This window comes from Massilia pseudoviolaceinigra (assembly GCF_030846505.1).
GTDB classification, from domain to species: Bacteria; Pseudomonadota; Gammaproteobacteria; order Burkholderiales; family Burkholderiaceae_D; genus Telluria_A; species Telluria_A violaceinigra.
Map to the genome: position 1 here is coordinate 56,212 of NZ_JAVCWL010000005.1, position 22,876 is coordinate 79,087.

Consider the following 22,876-nt stretch of genomic DNA (forward strand, 5'->3'; position numbering starts at 1 on the left):
CCGCCGGTTTGACAACTTAGCCAGCGCTTGCGCGCTTCTTGCGGCGGCGCCGGATCAGCGCACCCAGGCCGATCACGCCGCCGAAGGCGATGCCGGCAATCGGCAGCGGCACGAGGCTCGACTTTTTCGGCGGCGGCGTATTGGCGTCGCGCAGCGCTTCGGGAAACGGACGCGGTCCGACCGGAACGATTTTCCAGTCGGCCTGGTTGGGCGGCGTGCGCTTCATGAATTCGCTGAACGAGAACACCGGGTTCGATCCCATCACACGGCTCGACGGCACTTGCGGAATGCGCACCAGCACCAGCCCCTCGATGTCGTGCTGCAGCTGCTTTTCGTACGCCGTCAGCTTGCGCGCCTTGCCCTTGGTGGCGCCCACCAGTTGCAGCAGGTCGTTGCCGGCCGCCTCGAACGCCACCGCCGGATACAGGCGCACCTGTTCTTCGGTCAGGTAATCGTAGATCTTGCGCCCGCTGGCAAGGCTCATGTCCTTGGCCGACAGGTATGCGTACGCGCCCAGCGCCTTGATATTGCTGGTTGGTCCGCGCTGCGGGATGTTCCAGCCCAGGCCCTTGAACACGTCCAGGCTGATGCCGGCGCAGTTGGCCTTCGCATGCTGGTAGGTGAAGTCGTGGCGGTAGAAGTGGTTGAACACGCGCTGCACGCCGCCCTGGTAGGCGGCCGCCGTGCGTGCGTGGCTCAACACCGCCACCAGCATGTACGACGGACGATAATACTGCTGGCCGCTGTTGAGGTCCATCAGGTAGTTATCCATCGGGACGGGCGCGGCGATGATGCCTTTTTCGCTGACCGAATCGAGGTTGTAGAAGTTATTGACGATCCAGTCCGACCATTCGCCTTCGCGGCCAAGGTGGCCGGTGGCGACGGCGAAGTGGCCGCCGTAGGCTTCATCGTCGTCGCCCTGGGCGCCGTTGAGCATCATGCCGAGGACCGGTTTTTCCTGCCACTGGCGGGCCTGGCCCGGTTTGCGTTCCCACAGCAGGCGGGTCGAGAACGGGCTCGATGCGCCGCCGCCTTCCGCACGCACATAGGTGGCGAAGGTTTCATCCTTGCCCAGCGGCTGCGGGCGCATCGTGGCCTGATCGATCGTGAAGTCCTTCGGCCAGACGGTGCGCGCCACGAACGACGACTTGCCGTCTGCTTCGCTATAGGTGCCGCGCATGCGCACTTCGCGCTTGGCGAAGAAGGCGGTGGTCTTGGGATCCCAGTACGACAGATTGCTGGCGATCTTGGGCGCCAGCGCCAGGTCGGTGACGGCATCGTCGCTGGTGCGCACGTGGGCGCCGTCGGGCAGGATGTGGGCGTCATCGAGAATGTGCGGAGCGCCCAGCCACACCAGGCCCGGAAGGGCCAACTGGTCCTTGGTGCCGTCCGGCGCCCATTCCCTGGTGCCGCGCACGATATCGCCGCCGCGCTTGAAGCTCGACACCGGCTGCGATGGCAGCGGCACCGCCAGTACTTCATTCTGGAAATACCATAAGCCCTGCTTGATCGTGACGCAGTCCGGGCAGTTGCCATTGCTGAGCCGGAACTGCATGGCCGGCAACAGCCCGAGTCGTTCTCCGGCGAGGGCGCTTTTCAGCCCTGCCGGTTCGGTGGCCTGCACGCCGGATGACATCAGCAGCGCGCCGGCACCGAGTAAAGAACGGGTTTTCAACATAAGTTGTCCTTGAGCGTTAATGAATAAAATCGCAAGCTTGCAAATCTACACTGGTTGCGTGACAACACCATGATTTTAACTGCTGCAAGGCAAGAAAAAGGTTAGGGAAGATACACTTCCGGGCGTTTTGTTGTGGCCATGGAAATAAGTAGTTTGCTTGTATTTCATTGTCGGCAACACAAGCATGCGGCGAGCGCCGGACTAATCGAGGGTCCAGACGAAGTCCATTTTCACAATATCCTGAACCGGCTTGCCGTCGAGGCGAGCCGGGAGGGCGCGATGACAAACGCGATCTTGAGGGTATCCAGGCTTTCGATGCGCATGCGGGTATTCGGCCACTGCGGCGTGGGGCAGGAGCCTGCGACAACGGAAGGCGGAATGCGGGCTGGGGAAGGTTTTTGTGCGTGCGCTGGCTGGGTCAGCAACAGGCACGCGGGAAGCAGGAAGTGACGCATGACTCAGGCTGTGTTCAATATTGATGCACTGGCAAGGATGCCAATGTACACCAATTGCTTTCCGACTCGACTTCCTGGCGGCAGAACTGAGTGGAACGGCGCCATGGGACAAAAACTGAGATAGACTTGGTTATTTCTTAACTACAGCGTAAACACGATGGCGATCCTGTCCGAACTGGTTCTGTACCCGATCAAATCCTGCGCCGGCATCTCCGTGCGCGAAGCCACGCTGACCCGTTCCGGCCTGTCGGTCGACGCGGTGTACGACCGCGAATGGATGCTCATCGACGGGAACGGGCAGTTCCTCACGCAGCGCGAGCATCCGCGCATGGCGCTGATCACGCCGCGCCTGTTGTCCGACACGCTGGAGTTGCGCGCACCGGGCATGCTGCGCCTCGAAATACCGCTCGGCCTGCCCGATCCGGACCATGAAATCACGCGCGAAGTGACGGTCTGGGAAGACACCGTGCTGGCCTACGACTGCGACGACACCACCGCCACCTGGTTCTCGAAAGCGATCGGCACCCCGTGCCGGCTGGTGCGCTTCCACGCCACCGCCAGCCGTTTTTCCAGCACCAAGTGGACCGGCGGGCTGGCCGAGCCGACCCTGTTCTCGGACGGCTATCCGGTGCTGCTGGTGGGTCAGGCCTCGCTCGACGACCTGAATCAGAAAATGCAGGCGGCCGGGCGCGCGGCCCTGCCCATGAACCGCTTTCGCCCGAATATCGTCATCGACGGCATCGACGCCTTCGAGGAGGATTACGCCGACCATTTCGCGCTGGGCGCGGCGCGCCTGAAGCCCGTCAAGCCCTGCTCGCGCTGCCCGATTCCGGCGGTCGACCAGGCCACCGGCGAGCCGGGGCCCGATCCGCTCGATATCCTGCGCACCTACCGCAGCAAGGCAGTCATGGACGATAAAATCTGCTTTGGTATGAATGCGATCGTAACTGACGGTGATGGCGAGCGCCTGCAAGTGGGCCAACCGGTGACAATGACGCTGGCATTCTGAGACCGCGGCGGCACTGTCGGCGACGATGCTAAATGCGATCCGGGTAGAATTTTTCGTTTTCAAGGCGGACCGGATCGCGTAAGGTGGCACTATTGTCGAGGTCGACAGGAAAAAGGTGGGAACCGTATGCATGATCCCGGCGCTCCGGCGCGCGATGTGGAAGCTGAAAACGAGTCCTTGCGCGCGCGCCTGGACTATCTGGTGGAGCAGGCCGAGCGCAATCACGAGATCATGTGCCGGCACCAGGCGTTCGACCTGGAGATCGTCGGTTCCGACAGCTTCCAGGCGCTGATCGGCACCATTTTCAGCAGCCTGCCGGCCATTGCCGGTCTCGATATCGTGACACTGAGCCTGGTCGACCAGGACGCCGACATCCGCACCGTGATGGACAAGCTGGGTGTGGACTTCAACGATTTCCCGCACATGATCTTTGTGGATTCGGTGGCGGCGCTGGGCTTCGTGCCGTCGCGCAGCGAGGTGTTCACCGGGCCGCCCAAGCCGATGCTGGGGCCTTATCACCCGGCCGGTCACCAGCCGATGTTCCCGAACCAGCCGCCCGGCCTGCAAAGCATTGCGCTGGTGCCGCTGCTGCGCAACAAGCGCCTGATCGGCAGCCTGAATCTGGGCAGCCTGGATGCGACGCGATTTACGCCCGCCATGGCCACCGACTTCATCGAGCACATGGCGTCGATCATCGCGATCTGCCTCGAGAACGTGATCAGCAACGAGATGCTCAAGTATATCGGGCTGACCGATTCGCTGACCGGGGTGTACAACCGGCGCTACATCGACCGCCGCCTGCTCGAAGAAATCGGCCGCGCGCGGCGCCAGGCGTACCGCATTTCGTGCCTGTACATCGACATCGATCATTTCAAGCAGGTCAACGACAGCTCCGGGCATCAGGGTGGCGATGAAGTGCTGCGCGAGGTCGCCGCCCGCATCAAGGCCGAGCTGCGGATATCGGACGCGCTGGGGCGTTTCGGCGGCGAGGAATTCGTGGTGCTGCTGATCGACGCGAATCTCGACAGCGCGACCCAGGTGGCGCAGCGGATTTTGCAGAGCATTGCCGGGACACCGTTTACGCTCTCAGGCGGGGAGCGGCTTACGGTGTCGGTGTCGATCGGGGTGGCCACGCTGGACGATTTCGAGCGCGATCACGCGATCGAAGGCGTGGCGCAGGCGCTGGTGGCGCATGCGGATACGGCGCTGTACAAGGCGAAAGAGGGCGGGCGCAACCGGGTGGTGTCGTTCGTTTAGCTGCCCCGTCGTTTCTGGCACTGCCAGAAACGACTTCCCGCGCCAAGGCGGCACTCGGCGGGAACGACGGGCTTCTAATGCAGCAAGCGCTCCTCCGCCCGGTTCACCGCATCGGCCGACCCGCGCAGCACCACCACATCGCCCACTTCCAGCTGCGTCAGCGGCGTTACATCGAGCCGCTCTTTCCCGCGCCGCACCGTGGTCACGTCGGCTCCCAGTTCGGCCAGCTCCAGCTGGTCGATGCGCTTGCCGACCGAGGCGGCATCCTCGCGCAGGGTCACCGAGTGCAGCCGCACGAATAAATGCTCGGGATCGTCGCTGACGTCGCCGCTGCCATGAAAATACCCGCGCAGCGAGGCGTAACGCTCGTCGCGCGCGCTCTGTACCCGGTGCACCACGCGCCGCAGCGGCACGCCCATCATCACCAGCGCGTGCGAGGCGAGCATCAGGCTGCCCTCCAGCGCTTCCGGCACCACTTCCGCCGCGCCGGCTTTTTTCAGCACATCGAGATCGGTATCGTCATAGCTGCGCACGATCACCGGCAAGGTCGGCGCCAGCTCGTGCACCAGGTGCAGCACCTTGATCGCCGAGGGCGTGCTGGCATACGTGATCACCAGCGCGCTGGCGCGGTAAATACCGGCCGCCACCAGGCTTTCGCGGCGCGCCGCGTCGCCGTACGACACATGCGCGCCCGCCGCCTGCGCTTCCGCCACCCGTTCCGGGTCCAGGTCGAGCGCCTGATAGGCCACTTTTTCTTCGGTCAGCAAGGTCGCCAGAGTCTGGCCGCTGCGCCCGAAGCCGGCGATGATGACGTGCTTCTGGGTCGACATGGTGCGGCTGGCGATTTGCGTGAGCTGGAGCGACTGCATCATCCATTCGTTGGACGAGACCTTCATCACGATCTGGTCCGACTTGGCGATGATGAAGGGCGCCACCAGCATTGACAGCACCATCGAGGCGAGCACCAGCTGGATGATGAAGTCATCGATCAGGCGCGCGCCGGAGGTCAGGTTGAGCAGCACGAAGCCGAATTCGCCCGCCTGCGCCAGCGCCAGGCCGGTGCGCATCGATACGCCGTCGGATGCGCCGAACAGCTTGGCCAGCACCGCGATCAGCGCGAACTTGAGCAGTACCGGCAGCACCAGCAGGAGCAGCACCAGCCACCAGTTTTCCAGCACCAGGCCGACATTGAGCAGCATGCCGACGGTGATGAAGAACAGCCCAAGCAGCACATCGCGAAACGGCTTGATGTCTTCTTCCACCTGGTGCTTGTACTGGGTCTCGGAGATCAGCATGCCGGCCACGAAGGCGCCCAGGGCCAGCGACAGGCCGGCGTGCTCGGTGATCCAGGCCGCGCCCAGGGTGATGAGCAGCAGGTTGAGCATGAACAGCTCCTGCGAGCGGCGCTTGACGACGACGGCAAACCACTTGCGCATGATCTTCTGGCCGATGAACAGCAGCAGCACCAGCACGATCACCGCTTTCAGGCCGGCCCAGGCCAGCGTTTCGGCCAGTTCCTCGGGAGGCTTGCCGAGCGAAGGAATGAGAATGAGCAGCGGCACCACGGCCAGATCCTGGAACAGCAGGATGCCGATGATCTTGCGGCCATGCTGGCTTTCGAGTTCGAGCCGTTCGGTCAGCATCTTGACCACGATGGCGGTCGACGACATGGCCAGCGCGCCGCCCAGCGCAAAGGCGGCCTGCCAGGTGATTTTCAGCGACGCCGGCAACTGGGTCGAGAGCAGCCACCCGAACAGCATGGTGGCGACAATCGTCAGCACCACCTGGGCCATACCGAGGCCGAACACGATGCGCCGCATCGCCATCAGCTGCGACAGGGAAAACTCCAGCCCGATCGAAAACATCAGGAACACCACCCCGAATTCGGCCAGCGTTTCGGTGGTCTTGCTGTTTTCGGCCAGGCCCAGCGCGTGCGGGCCGATCAGGATGCCGACAGCCAGGTAGCCTAGCATCGGCGGCAGGTGCATCATGCGGAAAGCGACCACGCCTAGTACGGCGCTGCCTAACAGAAGGAGGGTAAGTTCTAGTCCTGAAAACATGCGGTGCCGTGTAAAGGAAGGGTAAAGGCCGGGCGAAAACACGGGGTGAACACGATTTCTGCGTCTGGCAAGTTTTTTGCTTTCGCAATTCGTTTATACTTCTGCCATGAGTGTAACCCATGAAAAAACAATGCTGAAAGCTTTTGACAAAAACCTCACGCAACGCGCCATGCAACTGGCCCGCGAGACGCTCGAAATCGAAGCGGACGCCATCCGCGCCCTGCACGCGCGCCTGGAAACCGACGACAGCGTCGGCCAGGCCGTCGGCCTGCTGATGGAATGCGGCGGGCGGGTGGTTGTCTCCGGCATGGGCAAGTCGGGCCATATCGCGCGCAAGATCGCCGCCACCCTGGCGTCGACCGGCACCCCGGCCATGTTCGTCCACCCGGGCGAAGCGGCGCACGGCGACCTTGGCATGGTCACCGCGCAGGATGCCTTCATCGCCATTTCGAACTCCGGCGAGACGGCCGAACTGATGTCGATCCTGCCGATCATCAAGCGCATGGGCGCCCCGCTGATCGCCATGACCGGCAATCCGCAATCGAGCCTGGCGCTGCTGGCCGATGTGCACCTCGATGTCTCCGTGGCCAAGGAAGCCTGTCCGCTCAACCTGGCGCCGACCGCCAGCACCACCGTGACCCTGGCGCTGGGCGACGCGCTGGCCGTGGCCCTGCTCGACGCGCACGGCTTCAAGGAAGAAGACTTCGCCCGCTCGCATCCGGGCGGCGCGCTGGGCCGGCGCCTGCTGACCCACGTGCGCGACGTCATGCGCAGCGGCGAGGCGGTGCCGAAGGTGAGCGCCGACGTGTCGCTGTCGGTGGCCCTGCTCGAAATCACCCAGAAGGGCATGGGCATGACCGCCATCGTCGACGAGGCCCAGCGCCCGGTCGGCGTATTTACCGACGGCGACCTGCGCCGGCTCATCGAGCGCGTGCAGGACTTCACCAGGATCACGATCCGCGACGTGATGCACGCCGATCCGCGCCGCGTCGGCCCTGACCAGCTGGCGGTCGATGCCGTCGCCATCATGGAAGAATTCCGCATCAACCAGATGCTGGTGGTCGACACCGACGGCAAGCTGGTGGGCGCCCTGCATATCCACGACCTGACCCGCGCGAAGGTGATCTGATGACTCAACCAGCAAACCAGCTCGACCACCTGCGCCGCGCCGCCGCCGTCAAGGTCATGATTTTCGACGTCGACGGCGTGCTGACCGACGGCAGCCTGACCTACGGCCCCGATGGCGAAGCGACCAAGACCTTCAATGTGCTCGACGGCCTGGGCATCCAGCTGCTGCAAAAGAGCGGCGTGGCCACCGCCATCATCAGCGCGCGCCAGTCGCCGATCGTGGTGCGGCGCGCGGCCGACCTGGGCATCATGCATGTCCACCAGGGCATCCACGACAAGCGCATCGCCTTTGCCAAGCTGCTCGAAGCGACGGGCGTCACGGCCGCGCAGTGCGGCTACATCGGCGACGACGTGATCGACCTGCCGCTGCTGCTGCAGGTCGGCTTTGCCGTCACCGTGCCGACCGGGCACCCGGAAGTGCAGTATCGCGCCCATTACGTCACCAAGGCCGGCGGCGGGCGCGGCGCAGTGCGCGAAGTGTGCGACATGGTCATGCGCGCGCAGGGCACCTACGAGACGGCCCTGGCGCCGTACTTCGCCTGATGCAAACGACAAGGAACGACCATGCATAAGCGCACCGCACACCGCTGGCGTCTGACCGCAACCATGGTGGTCGGGACCTTTTTCGCCTTCGGCACCTTCTGGCTGGTGCAGCTGGCGCAAAACGGCGACACCTCGGTCGATCCGAACAGTTTCAAGAATGAACCCGACTACATCGTCGAACAATTCAGCTTCGTGCGCATGACGCCCGAGGGCAAGCCGCGCTACCTGGTCTCCGGCGCCAAGCTCACGCACCGCCCGATCGACGATTCCTCGGATGTCGAATTGCCGGTGCTGCAGGGCGTCGCGCCCGGTCAGCCGGTCACGACCATCACCTCGCAGCGCGCGCGCATCCGCCACGCCCAGAACCAGGCGGACCTGATCGGCAATGTCAACGTGGTGCGGCCCGAGTCGCCCACCAACCGCGCCATGCAGCTCAAGACCGAAGCGCTGACCGTTTTTATCGACGAAGACCGCATGACGTCGGACCAGCCGGTCCAGGTCACGCTGGGCACTGCCACCATCACCGGGACCGGCATGGAGGCGAACAACGCGACGCGCGAGCTCAAGTTCGCCAGCCGCGGGCAGATCGTGTATCCACCGAAAGCGGCGCGCGCAGCGCCACCCATCACAGGTAAACCACAATGAAAAAATTTCTAGCCTTCGCTTTGCTCGGACTGGCCGCGGTGACCGCGTCCGCCGAAAAGGCCGATGCCACCAAAAAGGCGGTGATCGATTACGGTTCACTTGAAACCAACGAAGTAACCCAGGTGACGATATTCACGGGGGACGTGGTCGTCACCAAGGGCACCCTGATCCTCAAGTCCGACCGCGCCGTCGTCAAGCACACGCCGGAAGGCGACATGTTCGTGACGCTGACCGCCAGCCCCGGCAAGGCCGCCACGTTCCGCCAGAAACGCGACGGCGGCCCCGACCTGTGGGTCGAAGGGCAGGCCCAGCGCATCGAATACGATGAACGCAACGACATGATGAAGCTTTTCTCGGGCGCCAAGATCCGCCAGCTGGAAGGCCAGAAGCCGACCAACGAAATCGAGAGCGAATTCATTTCCTACGACAGCCGCAAGGAAGTTTTCCTGGCGCGTAACGACGCCAGCGGCACCAACAAGCCGGGCCAGGGTCGCGGCACCATGATCATCGCGCCGCGCAAGCCGCGCGCCGCACCGGGCACGCCGCCGGGAGCACCAGCACCGGCGCCAGCGCCGGTCACCACGCCAGCGGCGGGAACCCAATGATGGAAGCGAAGAATTGCGGCAGTACGCTGATCGTGCGCGGGCTGCAGAAAAGCTATGGCAAGCGCCTGGTCGTACGCGATGTGTCGCTGCAGGTCGATTGCGGCGAAGTGGTCGGCCTGCTCGGACCCAACGGCGCCGGCAAGACCACCTCGTTCTACATGATCGTCGGCCTGGTGCCGTCGGACGCGGGCACGATCGATATCAGCGGAGTCGATATTTCGAGCCTGCCGATTCACCGCCGCGCCGCGCTCGGCCTGTCGTATCTGCCACAGGAAGCGTCGGTGTTCCGCAAGCTGACGGTGGAAGAAAACATCCGCGCCGTGCTGGAACTGCAGAAGGTCGATGGCAAGGCGCTGACCAAGGCCCAGATCAACGAGCGCCTCGACACCCTGCTGGCCGACCTGCAAATTGAAAAACTGCGCGAGAACCAGGCCATGTCGCTGTCGGGCGGCGAGCGGCGCCGGGTCGAGATCGCGCGCGCGCTGGCGACCAATCCGCGCTTCGTGCTGCTCGACGAACCGTTCGCCGGGGTCGACCCGATTGCGGTCATCGAGATCCAGCGCATCGTGCGCTTCCTCAAGCAGCGCGGCATCGGGGTCCTGATCACCGACCACAACGTGCGCGAAACGCTGGGCATCTGCGACCGTGCCTACATCATCAACCAGGGTGCGGTGCTCGCCTCCGGTCGACCCGACGACATCATCGCCGATGAATCCGTGCGCCGGGTCTACCTGGGCGAACACTTCCGGATGTAGGCATGAAACAGTCCCTTCAACTACGTACCTCACAGCACCTCGCCCTCACGCCCCAGCTGCAGCAGTCGATCCGGCTGCTGCAGTTGTCGACCCTGGAACTGCACCAGGAGCTGGAGCAGCTGCTGAGCGACAATCCGCTGCTCGAACGGCTCGACGACCCGCTCGATCACTCGGTGCGCCTGCTGGGCGATGGCGCCATCAGCAGCACGTCGACCCCGACCGAAGCGGCGCCCGAGCCGGGTGCCCAGGACGCGCCGGCACCAAGCGAAGGCGAGGGCTTCGAAGGCGGCGAGACGGACAGCCCGGCCAGCAGCGACAACGATGGCGAGTGGGGCGACCTCGGTCGCGCCAAGACGTCCGACGACGAGGATTCGCGCCCGCAGCTGGAAGCCTCCGCCACCACCTTGCGCGAGCACCTGATGGAGCAGATGCGCGTGACCGTGCTGGAGGCGCGCGACCGCGCGCTGGTCGAACTGATCGTCGACGCCATCGACGACAACGGCTACCTGACCGAAACGCTGGAAGAAATCCACGAGCGCATGCCGCCCGAGCTGGAGATCGAGATCGAAGAACTGCGCACCGCACTGGCGCTGCTGCAAAGTTTCGATCCGGTTGGGGTGGGGGCGCGCAATGCGTCCGAATGCCTGGCGCTGCAGATCCGGCGCATGCCGGGCGTGGCGCTGGTCACGCGGCGCATGGCGCTGACGATTGTGGAAAACCACCTGACCTGGTTCGCGCAGCGTGAATTCAACAAGCTGAAAAAGGCGCTCGACTGCGACGATGAGGACTTGCGCGAGGCGCAGACCGTGATCCGCCAATGCAATCCGCATCCGGGCGCGGAGTTCGCGTCGGACGTGTCGGACTACGTGGTGCCGGACGTGATCGTGCGCAAGGCGAAAAACGGCTGGTCGGTGATGCTCAATAACGATGTCATGCCGCGCCTGCGCGTGAACAGCATGTACGCCGCGCTGCTCAAGCAAGGCAAGGGTGAAGGGCAGATGGGCGCGCAGCTGCAGGAAGCCAAGTGGCTGATCAAGAACATGCGCCAGCGTTTCGATACCATCTTGCGGGTGGCCGAAGCGATTGTCGAACGCCAGCGCAATTTCTTCTCGCACGGTGCGGTGGCGATGCGCCCGCTGGTGCTGCGTGAGATCGCCGACACGCTCGGCCTGCACGAAAGTACGATCTCGCGCGTGACCACGCAAAAGTACATGATGACGCCGCACGGCATGTTCGAGCTCAAATATTTTTTCGGCAGCCACGTGGCTACCGAAGCGGGCGGCGAAGCGTCATCGACGGCGATCCGCGCGCTGATCGTGCAGCTGACCAGCGCCGAGGATCCCAAGAGCCCTCTGTCGGACAGCAAGATCGCCGACATGCTGGGCGAGCAGGGCATGGTGATCGCGCGCCGCACGGTCGCCAAGTACCGCGAAGCGCTCAAGATTCCGCCGGTCGCCCTGCGCAAGTGCCTCTAGCCTGCCCAGGGCTGCGCGGCGCCTAGAAAAACTCCGGGTGCTCGCGCAGCAGCACCTGCTCGTACTGGTTCACCGCCTTGAACTGTTCCAGCCCCGGCGCCATGCGCCGGCCCGCATCCCAGCTGCGCCAGGCGCGCGGCATGTCGTAGCTCAGGAACAGCGCATCGCCCATATCCTTGTAGGCCCCGGCCAGCGCCGGATTGGCGCGCAACACGCTGGCGTACAGCGGGAGCGCGCCGCGCACGTCGCCCAGCTTGGCGCGCCAATTTGCTTCAAACAGCGCCAGCATGTGCTGCTTGTGTGTGGTGAGCTTGCGCAGTTCCTGCAGCTTGGCGAGCGCCGCCTCCATCTCCGCCTTCCCCTTGGGCCGTATCGCCGCCGCGAACGCGCGCACTTGCGGGTCGGCGTTGAGCAGCACCTTCTGCTCCGGGGTCGGCATTTTCATCTGTTCGCCGCCGACAAACGCCAATTCGGACATGCCGAGCATGGCGTCGAATGCACGCTTGTCGGCGAACGCTTGCGCGATCTCGGTCTCGAAGGCTTGCCTGGCTGCCGCCGTTGGCGGGGCGGCATTCGCCTGCGCCTTGTCGAGCAGCTGATCGAGTTCGTCAGCCGCTGCCGCCCGTGGCTTGTACGGCTTGAGGTCGTAGCTGGCGGGGGCGCTTTGCTTGAGCGCGCTGACCGTGTAGGTGCGCGTCTGGCTGTGGCCGACCTGCTTGTGATGCATCACAAAGCCGGCCGGCACGCGCTTTTCGCTCGCCAGGCGCGCCAGCACCAGCGGGTGGCCGCCGAAACGGTAGCGCATCATGCGCTCGAACTTGGCCGCGTCGCCGGCACCGATGCTGGTGCCGCCGGCCGGAATGCGCGCCAGCGGATTGCCGTCGACCGCCAGCACGGTGGCCCCAGCCTCGGTCGATTCGGACAGCTTGCGCACCGCCGACGCGACCGAGAGCTCATGTTCGTCGAAGACCGGGTCGAACGCCGGCACGTCGACCTTGGCCACGCTTAGCGCCCGGTTCAGCACCGACCGGTTCTTCAGTTCCTGGACGCGAAAGCCGGCTTCGTCGAACAGCGAGTAGTCGACATAGCGACGATTGGCCAGGTCGATCTGGTAGCGGCGCCGCGTTGCCAGGTCGTAGATCGTCGATTCGCTCGCGCTGCTCACCGACAGATAGTGTTCGCCCAGGACCACCTTGTACTGCTTGATCTCGTCCGGCGGCGGGTTGTTGCCGTGCGACGCCACCGCGTATTTGGTGGCCACGCTCAGGTCGAAACTGAGGGCGGCAAAGGCCGGCGCGGCGTTGCACAGGGCGCCGGCCAGGGCCAGGCGCAGCAGGGAGGTAAAGGCGGATCGCTTGAACATATCGGTATTCGGGAAAGGGGCGGGGAAGCGATTGTAGGTGAAGACCGTTGTCTTATATATATTAGTCTACACACCTGCTACTTTCCGATCCTGCCGGTATTACGAGGATATACCGCAGAGAATATACCGGCTATTTCCCCTTGATTCCTGGCTTCTTTGTGCTTACCTTGTGCTATGCCAAATAACTGATACACTTGGTTCTACACGAGAGAAAGTTGCTCGGGTACAAAAATGAAGGAGTTGAATACCATTAAACCCATTAATCGATTGGCAATTTTGCGGGCGTACAGGATCACCTCGTCCGTGCTGTAATAACGCTGTTCCTCTGCGCTGCCATGCGTACGAACGATAGTAACAAGAAGTGCCATTATCATTAGGAGTGTGTGTATGAATCTCACAATCAGTGGACATCATCTTGAAGTAACGCCAGCCATCCGTGAATACGTACAGAGCAAGCTTGAGCGCGTAAGGCGCCATTTCGATCAAGTGATCGATATTGCTGTCATCCTCACCGTCGACAATCTGACGGAAAAAGAAAAACGTCAAAAGGCCGAGATCAACCTGCGCCTGTCGGGCAAAACCGTGTATGTGGAAAGCCTGTCGCACGATCTTTACGCCGCCATCGATACCCTGATCGACAAACTGGATCGTCAGGTCATGAAGTACAAGAGCAAGGTCCAGGACCATAATCACCAGGCCATCAAGCACATGCCTGAAGAGATGCCTGAAGAAGAGACGCCGTCGGCCGCATAAGCAGGCCCCGTCCCTTTCGCCAAAGGGCGCCCGCGTGGCGCCCTTTTTGCATCCATGCGCGCTAAAATAGCGCATTTTTTCCTCTTCTACCGGCCAGCCATGAGCGAATTCGTCCAGACCCGCGTTGCCAACCGTACCGGCATGATTATCCTCGACCGCCCCAAGGCCCTCAATTCGCTGTCGCTGGCGATGGTGCGCGACCTGGCCGAGGTGTTGAGCGCATGGCGTAACGACCCCGCCATCGATGCCGTGGTCATTGGCAGCAGCAGCGAGAAAGCGCTGTGCGCGGGCGGCGATATCCGCTTTTTCCACGACTGCGGCCATGCCACGCCGATGGGCGGCAGCGCGCTGCTGGAAGATTTTTTCACCGAAGAATACGCGCTCAATCACCTGATTCATTTTTACCCCAAGCCGTATATCGCGCTGATGGACGGCGTGGTGATGGGCGGCGGCATGGGCATTGCCCAGGGTGGTCCCGAGTGCCGCATCCGCATCGTCACCGAAAAAACCAAGATGGCCATGCCCGAGGTGAATATCGGCCTGTTTCCGGATGTGGGCGGCAGCTATTTTCTGTCGCGCGCGCCGGGGCAGCTGGGGCATTACCTGGGCTTGAGCGGCCTGACCATTGGCGCGGCCGACGCCCTGTATGTCGGGCTGGCCGATCTGTTCGTGCCGCAGGCGCACATGGGCGCGCTCAGGGAACTGATCGAGGCCACCCCGGGCGCGCAGCTGCGCGCGGCCATCGAGGCGTTTGCGGCGCCGTTTTCCGCTGATGCGGGCGCATCGACCCTGGCCGCGCAGCGCGATGGAATCGACCGCCATTTCGGCGCCGCTTCGGTCGCGGCCATCATGGCGTCGCTCGAAGGCGACGACGGCGAGTTCGCGCAAAAAGCCCTGGCCGCGATGCGCCAGCGCTCCCCGCTGATGATGTGCGTGACGCGCGAACTGCTGCTGCGCGGCGCGTCGCTGGATGTCGCCGATTGCCTGCGCATGGAACGCACCGTGGTGCGCCACAATTTCGGGCACGGCGAAGTGCTCGAAGGCGTGCGCGCGCTCGTCATCGACAAGGACAACGCGCCCAAATGGAATCCGGCCAGCCTCGATCAGGTCGACGCCCAGATGGTCGAGCGCTTCTTCGCGCCGGTGTGGCCGGCGGCGGCGCATCCGCTGCGCCATCTGGATTGATGTAAGGCGCGCCGCCGGGTTGGCGCTTGACCTTATGTGACAAATGTCGCATACTTGTCCCATCAGTCACAATGTGGAGCATCGTCATGTCAGCCATTCCCTCGGTTTCAGAACTCAGCCTGCTCAAAGTCCTCTGGAAAGACCAGCCCCTGAGTGCGCGCGAACTGCACGAGCGCGCCGTCGCGGAACTGGACTGGTCGTTTTCCTCGACCCGCAAGACGCTCGAACGCATGCTCGACAAGCAGATGGTGTCGCAGCACGCGCAGCATGGCGTGCAGGTCTACCGCGCACAGCTCGACAAGGTGACGACCCTGGCCGCCTTTGCGCGCGACTTCGGGCGCCGCGTGATGGAAATCGATGCGCCGCTGCCCGTCAATATGTTCACCGGCAGTAAACTGGTCGACCAGCAGGAACTCGCGGAACTCGAACAGATGCTGCAAGACTGGCCGGACGCGAAGGAGTGAGCATGTTTAACGCAATCGCCTTTCCCTTCCTCAAAGCGAGCATCACCTGCGGCATCGCGGCCGCCATCATCCTGGCGCTGCTCTCGCTCGCGACGCGCGTGTGGCCGGTGCTGGCCGGGCACCGCTCGGTGTGGCTCTGGTCGCAGGCGGCCATCGCGTGCGCCTTTTTGCTGGCGCTGCTGCCGCACAGCGCCAGCTACAGCGTGCTGCCGGCCATCGAGATCGAACGCGCCGTGGCCTCAGCCCCGGCGCCGCTGCAGTACTCCGGCGCCGGCGAGGCCGATGGCGCCGAGGACGATATCGACGCCATCGAACTGCTCGCGCAAGCCTGGCTGGCGCTGTACGCGGCCGGCCTGCTGGCCGCCGGGGCGCGCTGGATGCATGCGCAGCGCGGCCTGCGCGCCTTGCTGGCCAGTGCGCGCCCGCTCGACACCGCGGCGCTGGCGCAGCACGCGGGATTTGGCGCCGAGCCGGTGGCTGCGCTGTTGCGGCGCGGCCTGCGCGTGTCCGAAACGGATGCCGCCATCTCGCCCATGCTGACCGGTCTCGCACGGCCGCACCTGCTGCTGCCGCGCCATCTGCGCAGCTTCAGCGACGAGCAGCAGCGCCTGATCGTGGCTCACGAACTGACTCATTGGCAGCGCCGCGATCCCTTGTGGCTGCATACGGGCATGCTGCTGCAAACGCTGTTCTGGTTCAATCCCCTGCTGGCGGTGTTGACCCGGCGCCTGAACTGGGCGCAGGAACTGGGTTGCGACCGCGCCGTGCTGGCCGGCCGTCCCACCCAGCAGCGCAAGCAGTATGCGGCCGCCCTGGTGGCCCAGCTCAAGGTGCAGCAGCACAGCTTTGGCGCGCCTGCCGCCAGCATCGCCTTCGGCCACGGGAACGCCGCTTCGCTGCGCGCCAGGGTGAGCCTGATCCGCGAGCAGGGATTGCGCGCGCCTGGCTTGCCGGGCAAGGCCGCGGTGGCCGGCGCGCTGGTGTCGGTGCTGGGCGCGAGCCTGTTCCTGCAGCCGGCGTTTGCCTGGCGCGCGCCGGAATCGACTGCGCCAGCGGCATCGGCCACCGTCGCCAGCGCGCCACAGCAGTGGCAGATGCCGCTCGACCGCGTGCGCGTCACCAGTTTTTACGGCGCCGCGCGCAAGAACCTGGAAGGCGGCCATCACGGCATCGACTTCGCCGCGCGCACCGGCACGCCGGTATTGGCAGCGGCAAGCGGCACCGTTGTCACCTCAAGCGCGCAGTACGAGGGCGGGCCGCAGTACGGCGACGTGGTCCTGATCGAACACGCCAACGGCGTGCGTTCGCTGTACGCCCACCTGAGCGTGCGCTCGGTGCGGCCGGGCCAGGTGGTGCGCGCCGGCGACATGATTGGCCTGGCCGGCGAAACCGGCAAGGTCACCGGTCCCCACCTGCATCTGGAAGCCTTTCGCAACGGCGAGCGCATCGATCCGCAGCAGATGCTGACGTCCCTCGACGCCTACGCAACCTCCCAGGCGCTGCGCAAGCGTCCCGCCAAACCCTAACCATCCCCTCCGGTCAAGCGCGGTTCCCCGTGCGGCGCAGCAGCGCCGCGGGACTGCGCTCGTCCCTGTACATCATTGAAGGAAACCCATGCAGATCCGTCCGTATGCCTGCGCCTGCGCGCTGGCTTTATCCCTACCTGCGCTGGCCGGCGACGTCGTTCCCAAAATCGAGATCGCGGGCGTCCGCTACGACCAGCGCCGCGAGGAAACCGCCGCCAGCCTGGTGGTCGGGCGCGAAGAGCTGATACGCCACGGCGACCGTTCGCTCGGCGACGCCCTCAAGCGTGTCCCCGGCATCACCATCGGCGACGGCGGCGGGCGCACCAGCGATATCCGCCTGCGCGGCCTGGGCAACGGCTACACCCAGGTGCTGCTCAACGGCGTGGCCGCGCCGGCCGGCTTCTCGCTCGAATCGCTGGCGCCGGAACTGATCGAACGGGTCGAGATTGCGCGCGGCGCGTCGGCGGCGACGAGCATGCAGGCCATCGCCGGCAGCGTCAACATCGTGCTGCGCAAGTCGGCCACGCGCCTGCGCGCCACCGTCAAGGCGGGGGTGGACACGCGGCATGGCCGGCGCTCGCCCAGCCTGGGCGGAGAATTGAGCGGCAAGGACGATGGGTTTTCGTATTCGGTTCCGGTGAGCCTGTCGTATTCGCCCGTACCCGCCCCATCGCGCGAGGAAGAAACGGCGCCTGGCCTGCGCCGTGAAACGCGCCTGAACGAAGACAACACCACGCGCCTGGTGAGCCTGTCCCCGCGCGCCAACTGGAAGCTCGCCAATGGCGACACGCTCGGCTTGCAGGCTTTTCTGAGCAACAGCTGGCGCGCGACCGACGCATGGGCCAAGGAGACCACGCTGGTCGGCACGCCGACCCTGCATCCGCAGCGCGCGGCGGTGTTCGACATGACGGCAACCTGGCTGCGCGCCGATCTGGAGTGGACGCGCAGTCTGGGCGAGGGTGCGCGCATCGATGCCAGAAGCGGCATTCACCGCAGCCGGCGCAAGAGCGATTTCGAGTTCGGCGACATAGTCGACGGGCAGCGCGCGCCCGCGCTCAACCTGGTCACGTCCGACCTGCGCGAAGGCGGCTACCACGCGGGCGCCACCTGGACCCGGCCCATGGGTGGCGGCCACACGCTCACCGCCGGCTGGGATGGCGCGCACACCACGCGCAGCCAGGCCCGCGTGGCCAACGAGCGCGATAGCTTCGACCAGGCGCCGCTGCTGACCGATCACCGCTATCACGGCATCATCGACCGGCTTGGCGTGTTCGCGCAGGATGGCTGGGAGATCAGCCCCGCGTGGTCGCTCTCGGCCGGGCTGCGTTGGGAAACGCTGCGCACCTCGGTGGCCGAAGCCGGGGTGGCGGCGGTGCGCCAGCGCAGCGTGATCCCCGCGCCGGTGCTGCAGGCACTGTACAAGCCGGCCGCCGGCCATCAGCTGCGCGCCGGGCTGGCCCGAACCTACAAGGCGCCCACCATGGGTAGCCTGATTCCCCGCCGCTATACGGTCGACAACAACAACAGCGCCACCAATCCGCATAGCCAGGGCAATCCCGCGCTGCGGCCCGAAAAAGCCTGGGGCGTCGATGTGGGCTACGACCGCCAGGTCGGCAAGGATGGCTTGCTGGCCGCCAGCGCCTACGTGCGCCGCATTGACGACGTGACGGTCACGCGGCTGTTCCAGGATGGCGCGGACTGGGTATCGACGCCGGCCAACCAGGGTAGGGCGCGCGCGCGCGGCATTGCGCTGGAAGCGAAGCTGCCGCTGCCCGGTTTTGCGCGCGCGGCCTTCAACGGCAACGTGGCGCGCAACTGGTCGCGCATCGACAAGGTCCAGGGGCCGCACAACCGGCTGGCGGAGCAGGCGCCGCTCACGGCCAGCCTTGGCATCGATGTGCGCGCCGCGCTGACGGTGGGAGCGAGCTTCACGTATGCGCGCGGCGCGGTGACGCGCTATTCGCCCGTATGGAGCGAATCGAACGGCGGCACGCGCTTGCTCGATATGTATGCCTTGTGGGGAGCGGGCAAGCAGACGCGCTTGCGGGTGGGGCTGACCAATGTGCTGCGGCGTTCAAACGTATCGCAATCGGACCATGGCAGCGCCGGCGCCATGCGCTCCACCAGGCGCGAACTGACGCCAGGCGCGGCGCTGCGCATCACGTTCGAGCATGATATTGAACGGCCCAAATGAGCCGGCGGATCAGGATTGTTCGCGGTGCCTGAGCACGACCCGTTCGGTCGGGCTGAAGTAAGCGGCGAGGCGCTCAGCCATGTACACCGAGCGATGCTGCCCGCCCGTGCAGCCCAGCGCCACGGTCAGGTAGCTGCGGTTGTCGGTCTTGAACGACGGAAGCCACTTCTCGACGAAGGCGCGGATATCTTCCAGCAGCTCGGCCGCGCTGGGCTGGGCGTCGAGAAAAGCGATCACCGGCGCGTCCATGCCGGTGAGGGGGCGCAAGGTCAGGTCGTAATAGGGATTGGGCAGGGCGCGCACGTCGAACACGAAGTCGGCATCGAGCGGCACGCCCAGCTTGAAGGCGAACGACTCGAAGAAGAGCGTGAGCGGCGCGCGCTCGATCTCGACCAGTTCCTTGATCCACGCGCGCAGCTTGTTGGCCGACAGGTCGGACGTGTCGATCACGTGGCCAAGCTGCTCGATGGCGGAGAGGCGCTCGCGCTCTTCGAGAATGCATTCGATCAGGGTGCGGCGCGAGGCCGGATTTTCGTCGGGGCGCAACTGGTGCGACAGCGGATGGCTGCGCCGCGTTTCGGAAAAGCGGGCCACCAGCGAGTGCGTGTTCGAGGTCAGGAACATGACCTTGATGTCGTGGCCCTGGTCTTTCAGCAAACGGATGTTGGTGGGCAGTTCGACCAGCGACTGGGCGCTGCGCGCATCGACCGCGACGGCGGCGCAGGCGGTGCCGTCGGCGATCAGCGCGTCGATCAGACTCGGTAACAAGGCTGGCGGAAGGTTGTCGACGCAGTAGTAGCCTGCGTCTTCAAGGACGTTGAGGGCGACCGATTTGCCCGATCCGGAAATACCTGTGATGAGTACGATGCGCATAGGTCCGATGATACCCCAAGCGGGTGGGGTTTGCTTAGGCACTATGCATGATTCTCAAGAGGCAACAGGGATTTTACAACGGTCCCGGGGGCTACCTGTGCGTACAGCTAGGTTTAATCGCTGCTCATCGCCAGGCGCTGGCGCTCCATGAATTCTTGTAAGGTGTCGATGCCGCGCAGTTGAAGAATCGTATTGCGCACGGCCGCTTCGAGCAGTACCGCGATGTTGCGGCCGGCGGCGACGGGAATCACCACTTTGCGAATCGGCAGTCCTAATACATCTTCGGTCGGAAACAAAAACGGCAAGCGCTCGACTTCTTCTTCCAGCGCGCTGCGGCGCACGAGATGGACGATCAGCTTCAAGCGCATCTTGCGCCGCACGGCCGTCTCGCCAAAGATCGCCTTGATATCGAGCAGTCCCAGGCCGCGCACTTCCAGCAGATTTTGCAGCAGCGCCGGACAGCGTCCTTCGATCATGTTCGGGGCGATGCGAGAAAACTCCACCGCATCGTCTGCCACCAGGCCGTGGCTGCGCGAAATGAGTTCCAGTCCCAGCTCGCTCTTGCCCAGGCCGGAGTCGCCGGTAATGAGCACGCCCACGCCCAGCACGTCCATGAACACGCCATGCATGATGATGCGCTGCGCGAGCTTCTTGGACAGGTACACGCGCAGGAAGTCGATCACCTGCGCAGCCGGCAGCGGGGTGGAAAACAAGGGAATATTCTGCTCGTCGCAGATGGCCAGAATGTCGGGCGGCGTATCGAGCCCCTGCGCGATGATCAGCGCCGGCGGCCCGCCGGCAATGAGCTCGCCGATCACGTGGCTGCGCGAGCCGGATTTAAGGCGGTGGTAATACGTCAGTTCCTGATGCCCGAATACCTGGATGCGGCCCGGATGGATCAGGTTCAGGTGGCCGACCTGGTCGGCGGCGGAAGCGACGTCGCCCGAAATGAGGCGTTCGCCGCCCGGAAAGCCGGCGAACCAGCCCAGCTGCAGACTTTCGCGATTGTCGTCGTACAGCCGTTGAATGGTCAGCGGAGTTTGCAGCATGAACGGGTCTTCAGAAAAGTGAGGGCGCCAACGCGCCCGGCATCCTGAAGTTTAACCCAGTGCTTGCAGGCTTGGTTGCCAATTGATGATGCGCGAGTGAACCGATTTCGGGTCGGGATCGGTCGCCAGCGCTGTGCGGAAACCGTCGTCGGAAAACATCTCGGCGATCTCGGACAAAATCTCAAGGTGCTGCTGGGTCACGTGGTCGGGAATGAGCAGGAAGAACAGCAGGTTGACCGGCTGGCCGTCGGGCGACTCGAACGGAATCGGTTCGAGCAGGCGCACGAAAGCGGCCAGGGGCGACTTGAGGCTCTTGCTGCCCTTGATGCGGCCGTGCGGCACCGCCACTCCATGGCCGAGCCCGGTCGAGCCGAGGCGCTCGCGCGCAAACAGGTTGTCCGAAACGGTCGAGCGGGCAATTCCGCAGTTGTTCTCGAAGATCAGCCCAGCTTGCTCGAAAGCGCGCTTCTTGCTGGAAACTTCGAGATCGAGCAACACGTTCTCGAGCGATAAAATTTTGCTAAGGTTTGTCATAACGCTGAGTATTGGTGCGATGCACAAGGGTGCTTGCGAGCCAGAATTATAGGCCTGTTTTCCGGCTGTGTAATCGGAATTCGTCGTCGATTCATGTCAAGTCTGCATTGACATTTCGCAAGTTGAATAGCGATTCATACAAGCCGAACATCATGCCCTCGGGCCGGGTGGAGGAAAATTTGAATTTCCGCCATGAAATTGAGGATTTTGCACACAAATGCTGGTCCTTAACGCAGTTCGCCATTTTTCCTGTGCTTGCTGCCCGTTTTTTCAGCGCGACTTCTGCCCCCGCGTCTGTTGTTTAATTATAAAGTTGGTGGCCATTGTCTGTCGCCCGAAAAGCACAGTCGTTCCCTTACCGATCAAGGTATTCCCGCATGGCAATGCCGTCAAGCGTGCGCGCAGGGGGAAAGCGGGCCCCTTGCGCTGCCTCAAACGTCATTGGCGCGCCGTGCGCAGATTGGGCGGACGGCCCGAGCTGAAGTTGCTGCGCCATGGATTGATGTCGAGCCCGCCACGGCGGGTATAGCGGGCGTACACCGCCAGTTTTTGCGGCGCGCACTGGCGCAGGATGTCGGTAAAAATGCGCTCCACACATTGTTCGTGGAATTCATTGTGCTCACGAAATCCGATCAGGTATTTCAGCAAGCCTCCCTGTTCGATCTGCGGGCCCACGTAATGAATCTGCACGCTGGCCCAGTCCGGCTGGCCGGTGACCAGGCAGTTCGATTTGAGCAGGTGCGAGACCAGCTTTTCCTCGACCGGCGCGCCGTCCGTCGCGGCCGTGAGCAGGGCGGGCGAGGGCGAGTAGTTGTCGATCTCGACGTCGAGGCGGTCCAGCAGCATGCCGTCGAGTTCGCCCATTTTGACGGTGTCGAAGGCGTGCGGCTCGATCAGGGTGATGTGGACCGGCGCGCCGAAGCCGCCCGCCAGGTCTTCGCGCAGCAGGGCCAGCAAGGCATCGCTGTTGGACAGGCGCGTCTGGTTGAACGAATTCAAATACAGCTTGAACGATTTCGATTCGACGATGTTAGGGGAATCGGCCGGCACCGTGATCGTGGCGATCGCCACCTGGGGTTTGCCGCGCATGTTCAGCCAGGAGATTTCGTAGGCGTTCCAGATATCGACGCCGAAGAAGGGCAGGGTGCCGGTGAGCTGGAGTTCATCGCGCTTGCCCTGGCGCGCGATCGGAAACAGCAGGTCCGGCGCGTATTGGGTTTGATAGGCGGAGGTTTTGCCCAGGGGGGATAGATCGGCGGTGTTGGTCATATCGATTCAGTCAAATTCAAGCACCGTCGCTCCCGCGCCAAGGCGGCACTCGGCGG

At 64.1% G+C, this 22,876-nt stretch carries 20 protein-coding genes; 13 read left to right on the forward strand and 7 right to left on the reverse strand.

Annotated elements, in window-relative coordinates; all coding sequences use genetic code 11:
• Nucleotides 1–16 precede the first annotated feature (16 nt).
• A complete protein-coding gene (locus tag RBA40_RS06460; protein ID WP_306646898.1) occupies nt 17–1,678 on the reverse strand; it encodes a hypothetical protein in 1,662 nt (553 codons plus the stop codon).
• Between the two features lie 612 nt (nt 1,679–2,290).
• Here RBA40_RS06460 and RBA40_RS06465 point away from each other — a divergent pair.
• The gene (locus RBA40_RS06465; RefSeq protein ID WP_306646900.1) at nt 2,291–3,142 is read left to right on the forward strand and encodes an MOSC domain-containing protein; all 852 of its coding nucleotides are present in this window, start codon (nt 2,291–2,293) and stop codon (nt 3,140–3,142) included.
• 126 nt (nt 3,143–3,268) lie between these two features.
• Nucleotides 3,269–4,399 carry a DUF484 family protein gene (locus RBA40_RS06470; protein WP_306646901.1) on the forward strand — a complete coding sequence of 377 codons (1,131 nt, stop codon included), beginning with the start codon at nt 3,269–3,271 and terminating at the stop codon, nt 4,397–4,399.
• Between the two features lie 74 nt (nt 4,400–4,473).
• On the opposite strand, the gene RBA40_RS06475 is transcribed toward RBA40_RS06470, so the two are convergent.
• Complete coding sequence (locus tag RBA40_RS06475; RefSeq protein ID WP_306646903.1) at nt 4,474–6,459, reverse strand: monovalent cation:proton antiporter family protein; 1,986 nt, start codon at nt 6,457–6,459, stop codon at nt 4,474–4,476.
• Nucleotides 6,460–6,589: 130 nt separating this feature from the next.
• Here RBA40_RS06475 and RBA40_RS06480 point away from each other — a divergent pair, with 130 nt between their 5' ends.
• Genes RBA40_RS06480 through RBA40_RS06505 form a run of 6 tightly spaced genes read left to right on the forward strand, consistent with a single transcriptional unit; the run spans nt 6,590 to nt 11,610 of the window.
• On the forward strand, nt 6,590–7,588 hold the full coding sequence (locus tag RBA40_RS06480) for a KpsF/GutQ family sugar-phosphate isomerase (RefSeq protein WP_306646905.1): 999 nt from the start codon (nt 6,590–6,592) through the stop codon (nt 7,586–7,588).
• Entirely contained in the window at nt 7,588–8,130 is a 543-nt protein-coding gene (locus tag RBA40_RS06485; RefSeq protein ID WP_306646907.1) for a KdsC family phosphatase, read from the forward strand. The genes RBA40_RS06480 and RBA40_RS06485 overlap by 1 nt, the downstream gene beginning before the upstream one ends.
• A gap of 21 nt (nt 8,131–8,151) precedes the next feature.
• A complete protein-coding gene (gene lptC / locus RBA40_RS06490) occupies nt 8,152–8,775 on the forward strand; it encodes an LPS export ABC transporter periplasmic protein LptC (RefSeq protein ID WP_306646909.1) in 624 nt (207 codons plus the stop codon).
• Nucleotides 8,772–9,380 carry a lipopolysaccharide transport periplasmic protein LptA gene (lptA, locus tag RBA40_RS06495; protein WP_306646910.1) on the forward strand — a complete coding sequence of 203 codons (609 nt, stop codon included), beginning with the start codon at nt 8,772–8,774 and terminating at the stop codon, nt 9,378–9,380. The genes lptC and lptA overlap by 4 nt, the downstream gene beginning before the upstream one ends.
• Nucleotides 9,380–10,135 (forward strand): LPS export ABC transporter ATP-binding protein, encoded by a 756-nt coding sequence (gene lptB / locus RBA40_RS06500; protein WP_306647140.1) that lies wholly within the window; start codon nt 9,380–9,382, stop codon nt 10,133–10,135. Before lptA ends, lptB begins: the two co-directional genes overlap by 1 nt.
• A 2-nt stretch (nt 10,136–10,137) precedes the next feature.
• Nucleotides 10,138–11,610: an RNA polymerase factor sigma-54 gene (locus RBA40_RS06505; RefSeq protein ID WP_306646911.1), complete on the forward strand. Its 1,473-nt coding sequence runs from the start codon at nt 10,138–10,140 to the stop codon at nt 11,608–11,610.
• A gap of 22 nt (nt 11,611–11,632) precedes the next feature.
• Here RBA40_RS06505 and RBA40_RS06510 read toward each other — a convergent pair whose 3' ends face one another.
• A complete protein-coding gene (locus RBA40_RS06510; protein ID WP_306646913.1) occupies nt 11,633–12,973 on the reverse strand; it encodes a hypothetical protein in 1,341 nt (446 codons plus the stop codon).
• A 387-nt stretch (nt 12,974–13,360) separates the two neighbouring features.
• On the opposite strand from RBA40_RS06510, the gene hpf reads away from it, so the two are divergent.
• The 5 genes from hpf (at nt 13,361) to RBA40_RS06535 (ending at nt 19,095) form a co-directional block, all read left to right on the forward strand.
• Complete coding sequence (hpf, locus tag RBA40_RS06515) at nt 13,361–13,726, forward strand: ribosome hibernation-promoting factor, HPF/YfiA family (protein ID WP_099873913.1); 366 nt, start codon at nt 13,361–13,363, stop codon at nt 13,724–13,726.
• Nucleotides 13,727–13,825: 99 nt separating this feature from the next.
• Nucleotides 13,826–14,911 carry an enoyl-CoA hydratase/isomerase family protein gene (locus RBA40_RS06520; RefSeq protein ID WP_306646915.1) on the forward strand — a complete coding sequence of 362 codons (1,086 nt, stop codon included), beginning with the start codon at nt 13,826–13,828 and terminating at the stop codon, nt 14,909–14,911.
• Nucleotides 14,912–14,997: 86 nt separating this feature from the next.
• Nucleotides 14,998–15,375 (forward strand): BlaI/MecI/CopY family transcriptional regulator, encoded by a 378-nt coding sequence (locus RBA40_RS06525; protein WP_306646917.1) that lies wholly within the window; start codon nt 14,998–15,000, stop codon nt 15,373–15,375.
• 2 nt (nt 15,376–15,377) lie between these two features.
• A complete protein-coding gene (locus tag RBA40_RS06530; protein WP_306646919.1) occupies nt 15,378–16,901 on the forward strand; it encodes a M56 family metallopeptidase in 1,524 nt (507 codons plus the stop codon).
• A gap of 88 nt (nt 16,902–16,989) precedes the next feature.
• Nucleotides 16,990–19,095, forward strand: coding sequence for a TonB-dependent receptor plug domain-containing protein (locus RBA40_RS06535; RefSeq protein WP_306646921.1), 2,106 nt, complete (start codon nt 16,990–16,992; stop codon nt 19,093–19,095).
• Between the two features lie 9 nt (nt 19,096–19,104).
• On the opposite strand, the gene rapZ is transcribed toward RBA40_RS06535, so the two are convergent.
• The 4 genes from rapZ to queF form a co-directional block, all read right to left on the reverse strand.
• Nucleotides 19,105–19,968: an RNase adapter RapZ gene (rapZ, locus tag RBA40_RS06540; RefSeq protein WP_054265936.1), complete on the reverse strand. Its 864-nt coding sequence runs from the start codon at nt 19,966–19,968 to the stop codon at nt 19,105–19,107.
• A gap of 113 nt (nt 19,969–20,081) precedes the next feature.
• Nucleotides 20,082–21,017, reverse strand: a complete 936-nt coding sequence (gene hprK / locus RBA40_RS06545; RefSeq protein WP_099873917.1) for an HPr(Ser) kinase/phosphatase — start codon at nt 21,015–21,017, stop codon at nt 20,082–20,084.
• A gap of 51 nt (nt 21,018–21,068) precedes the next feature.
• A complete protein-coding gene (locus RBA40_RS06550; protein ID WP_099873918.1) occupies nt 21,069–21,551 on the reverse strand; it encodes a PTS sugar transporter subunit IIA in 483 nt (160 codons plus the stop codon).
• A gap of 438 nt (nt 21,552–21,989) precedes the next feature.
• Nucleotides 21,990–22,820, reverse strand: a complete 831-nt coding sequence (gene queF, locus RBA40_RS06555) for an NADPH-dependent 7-cyano-7-deazaguanine reductase QueF (protein ID WP_306646923.1) — start codon at nt 22,818–22,820, stop codon at nt 21,990–21,992.
• Nucleotides 22,821–22,876: the final 56 nt, after the last annotated feature.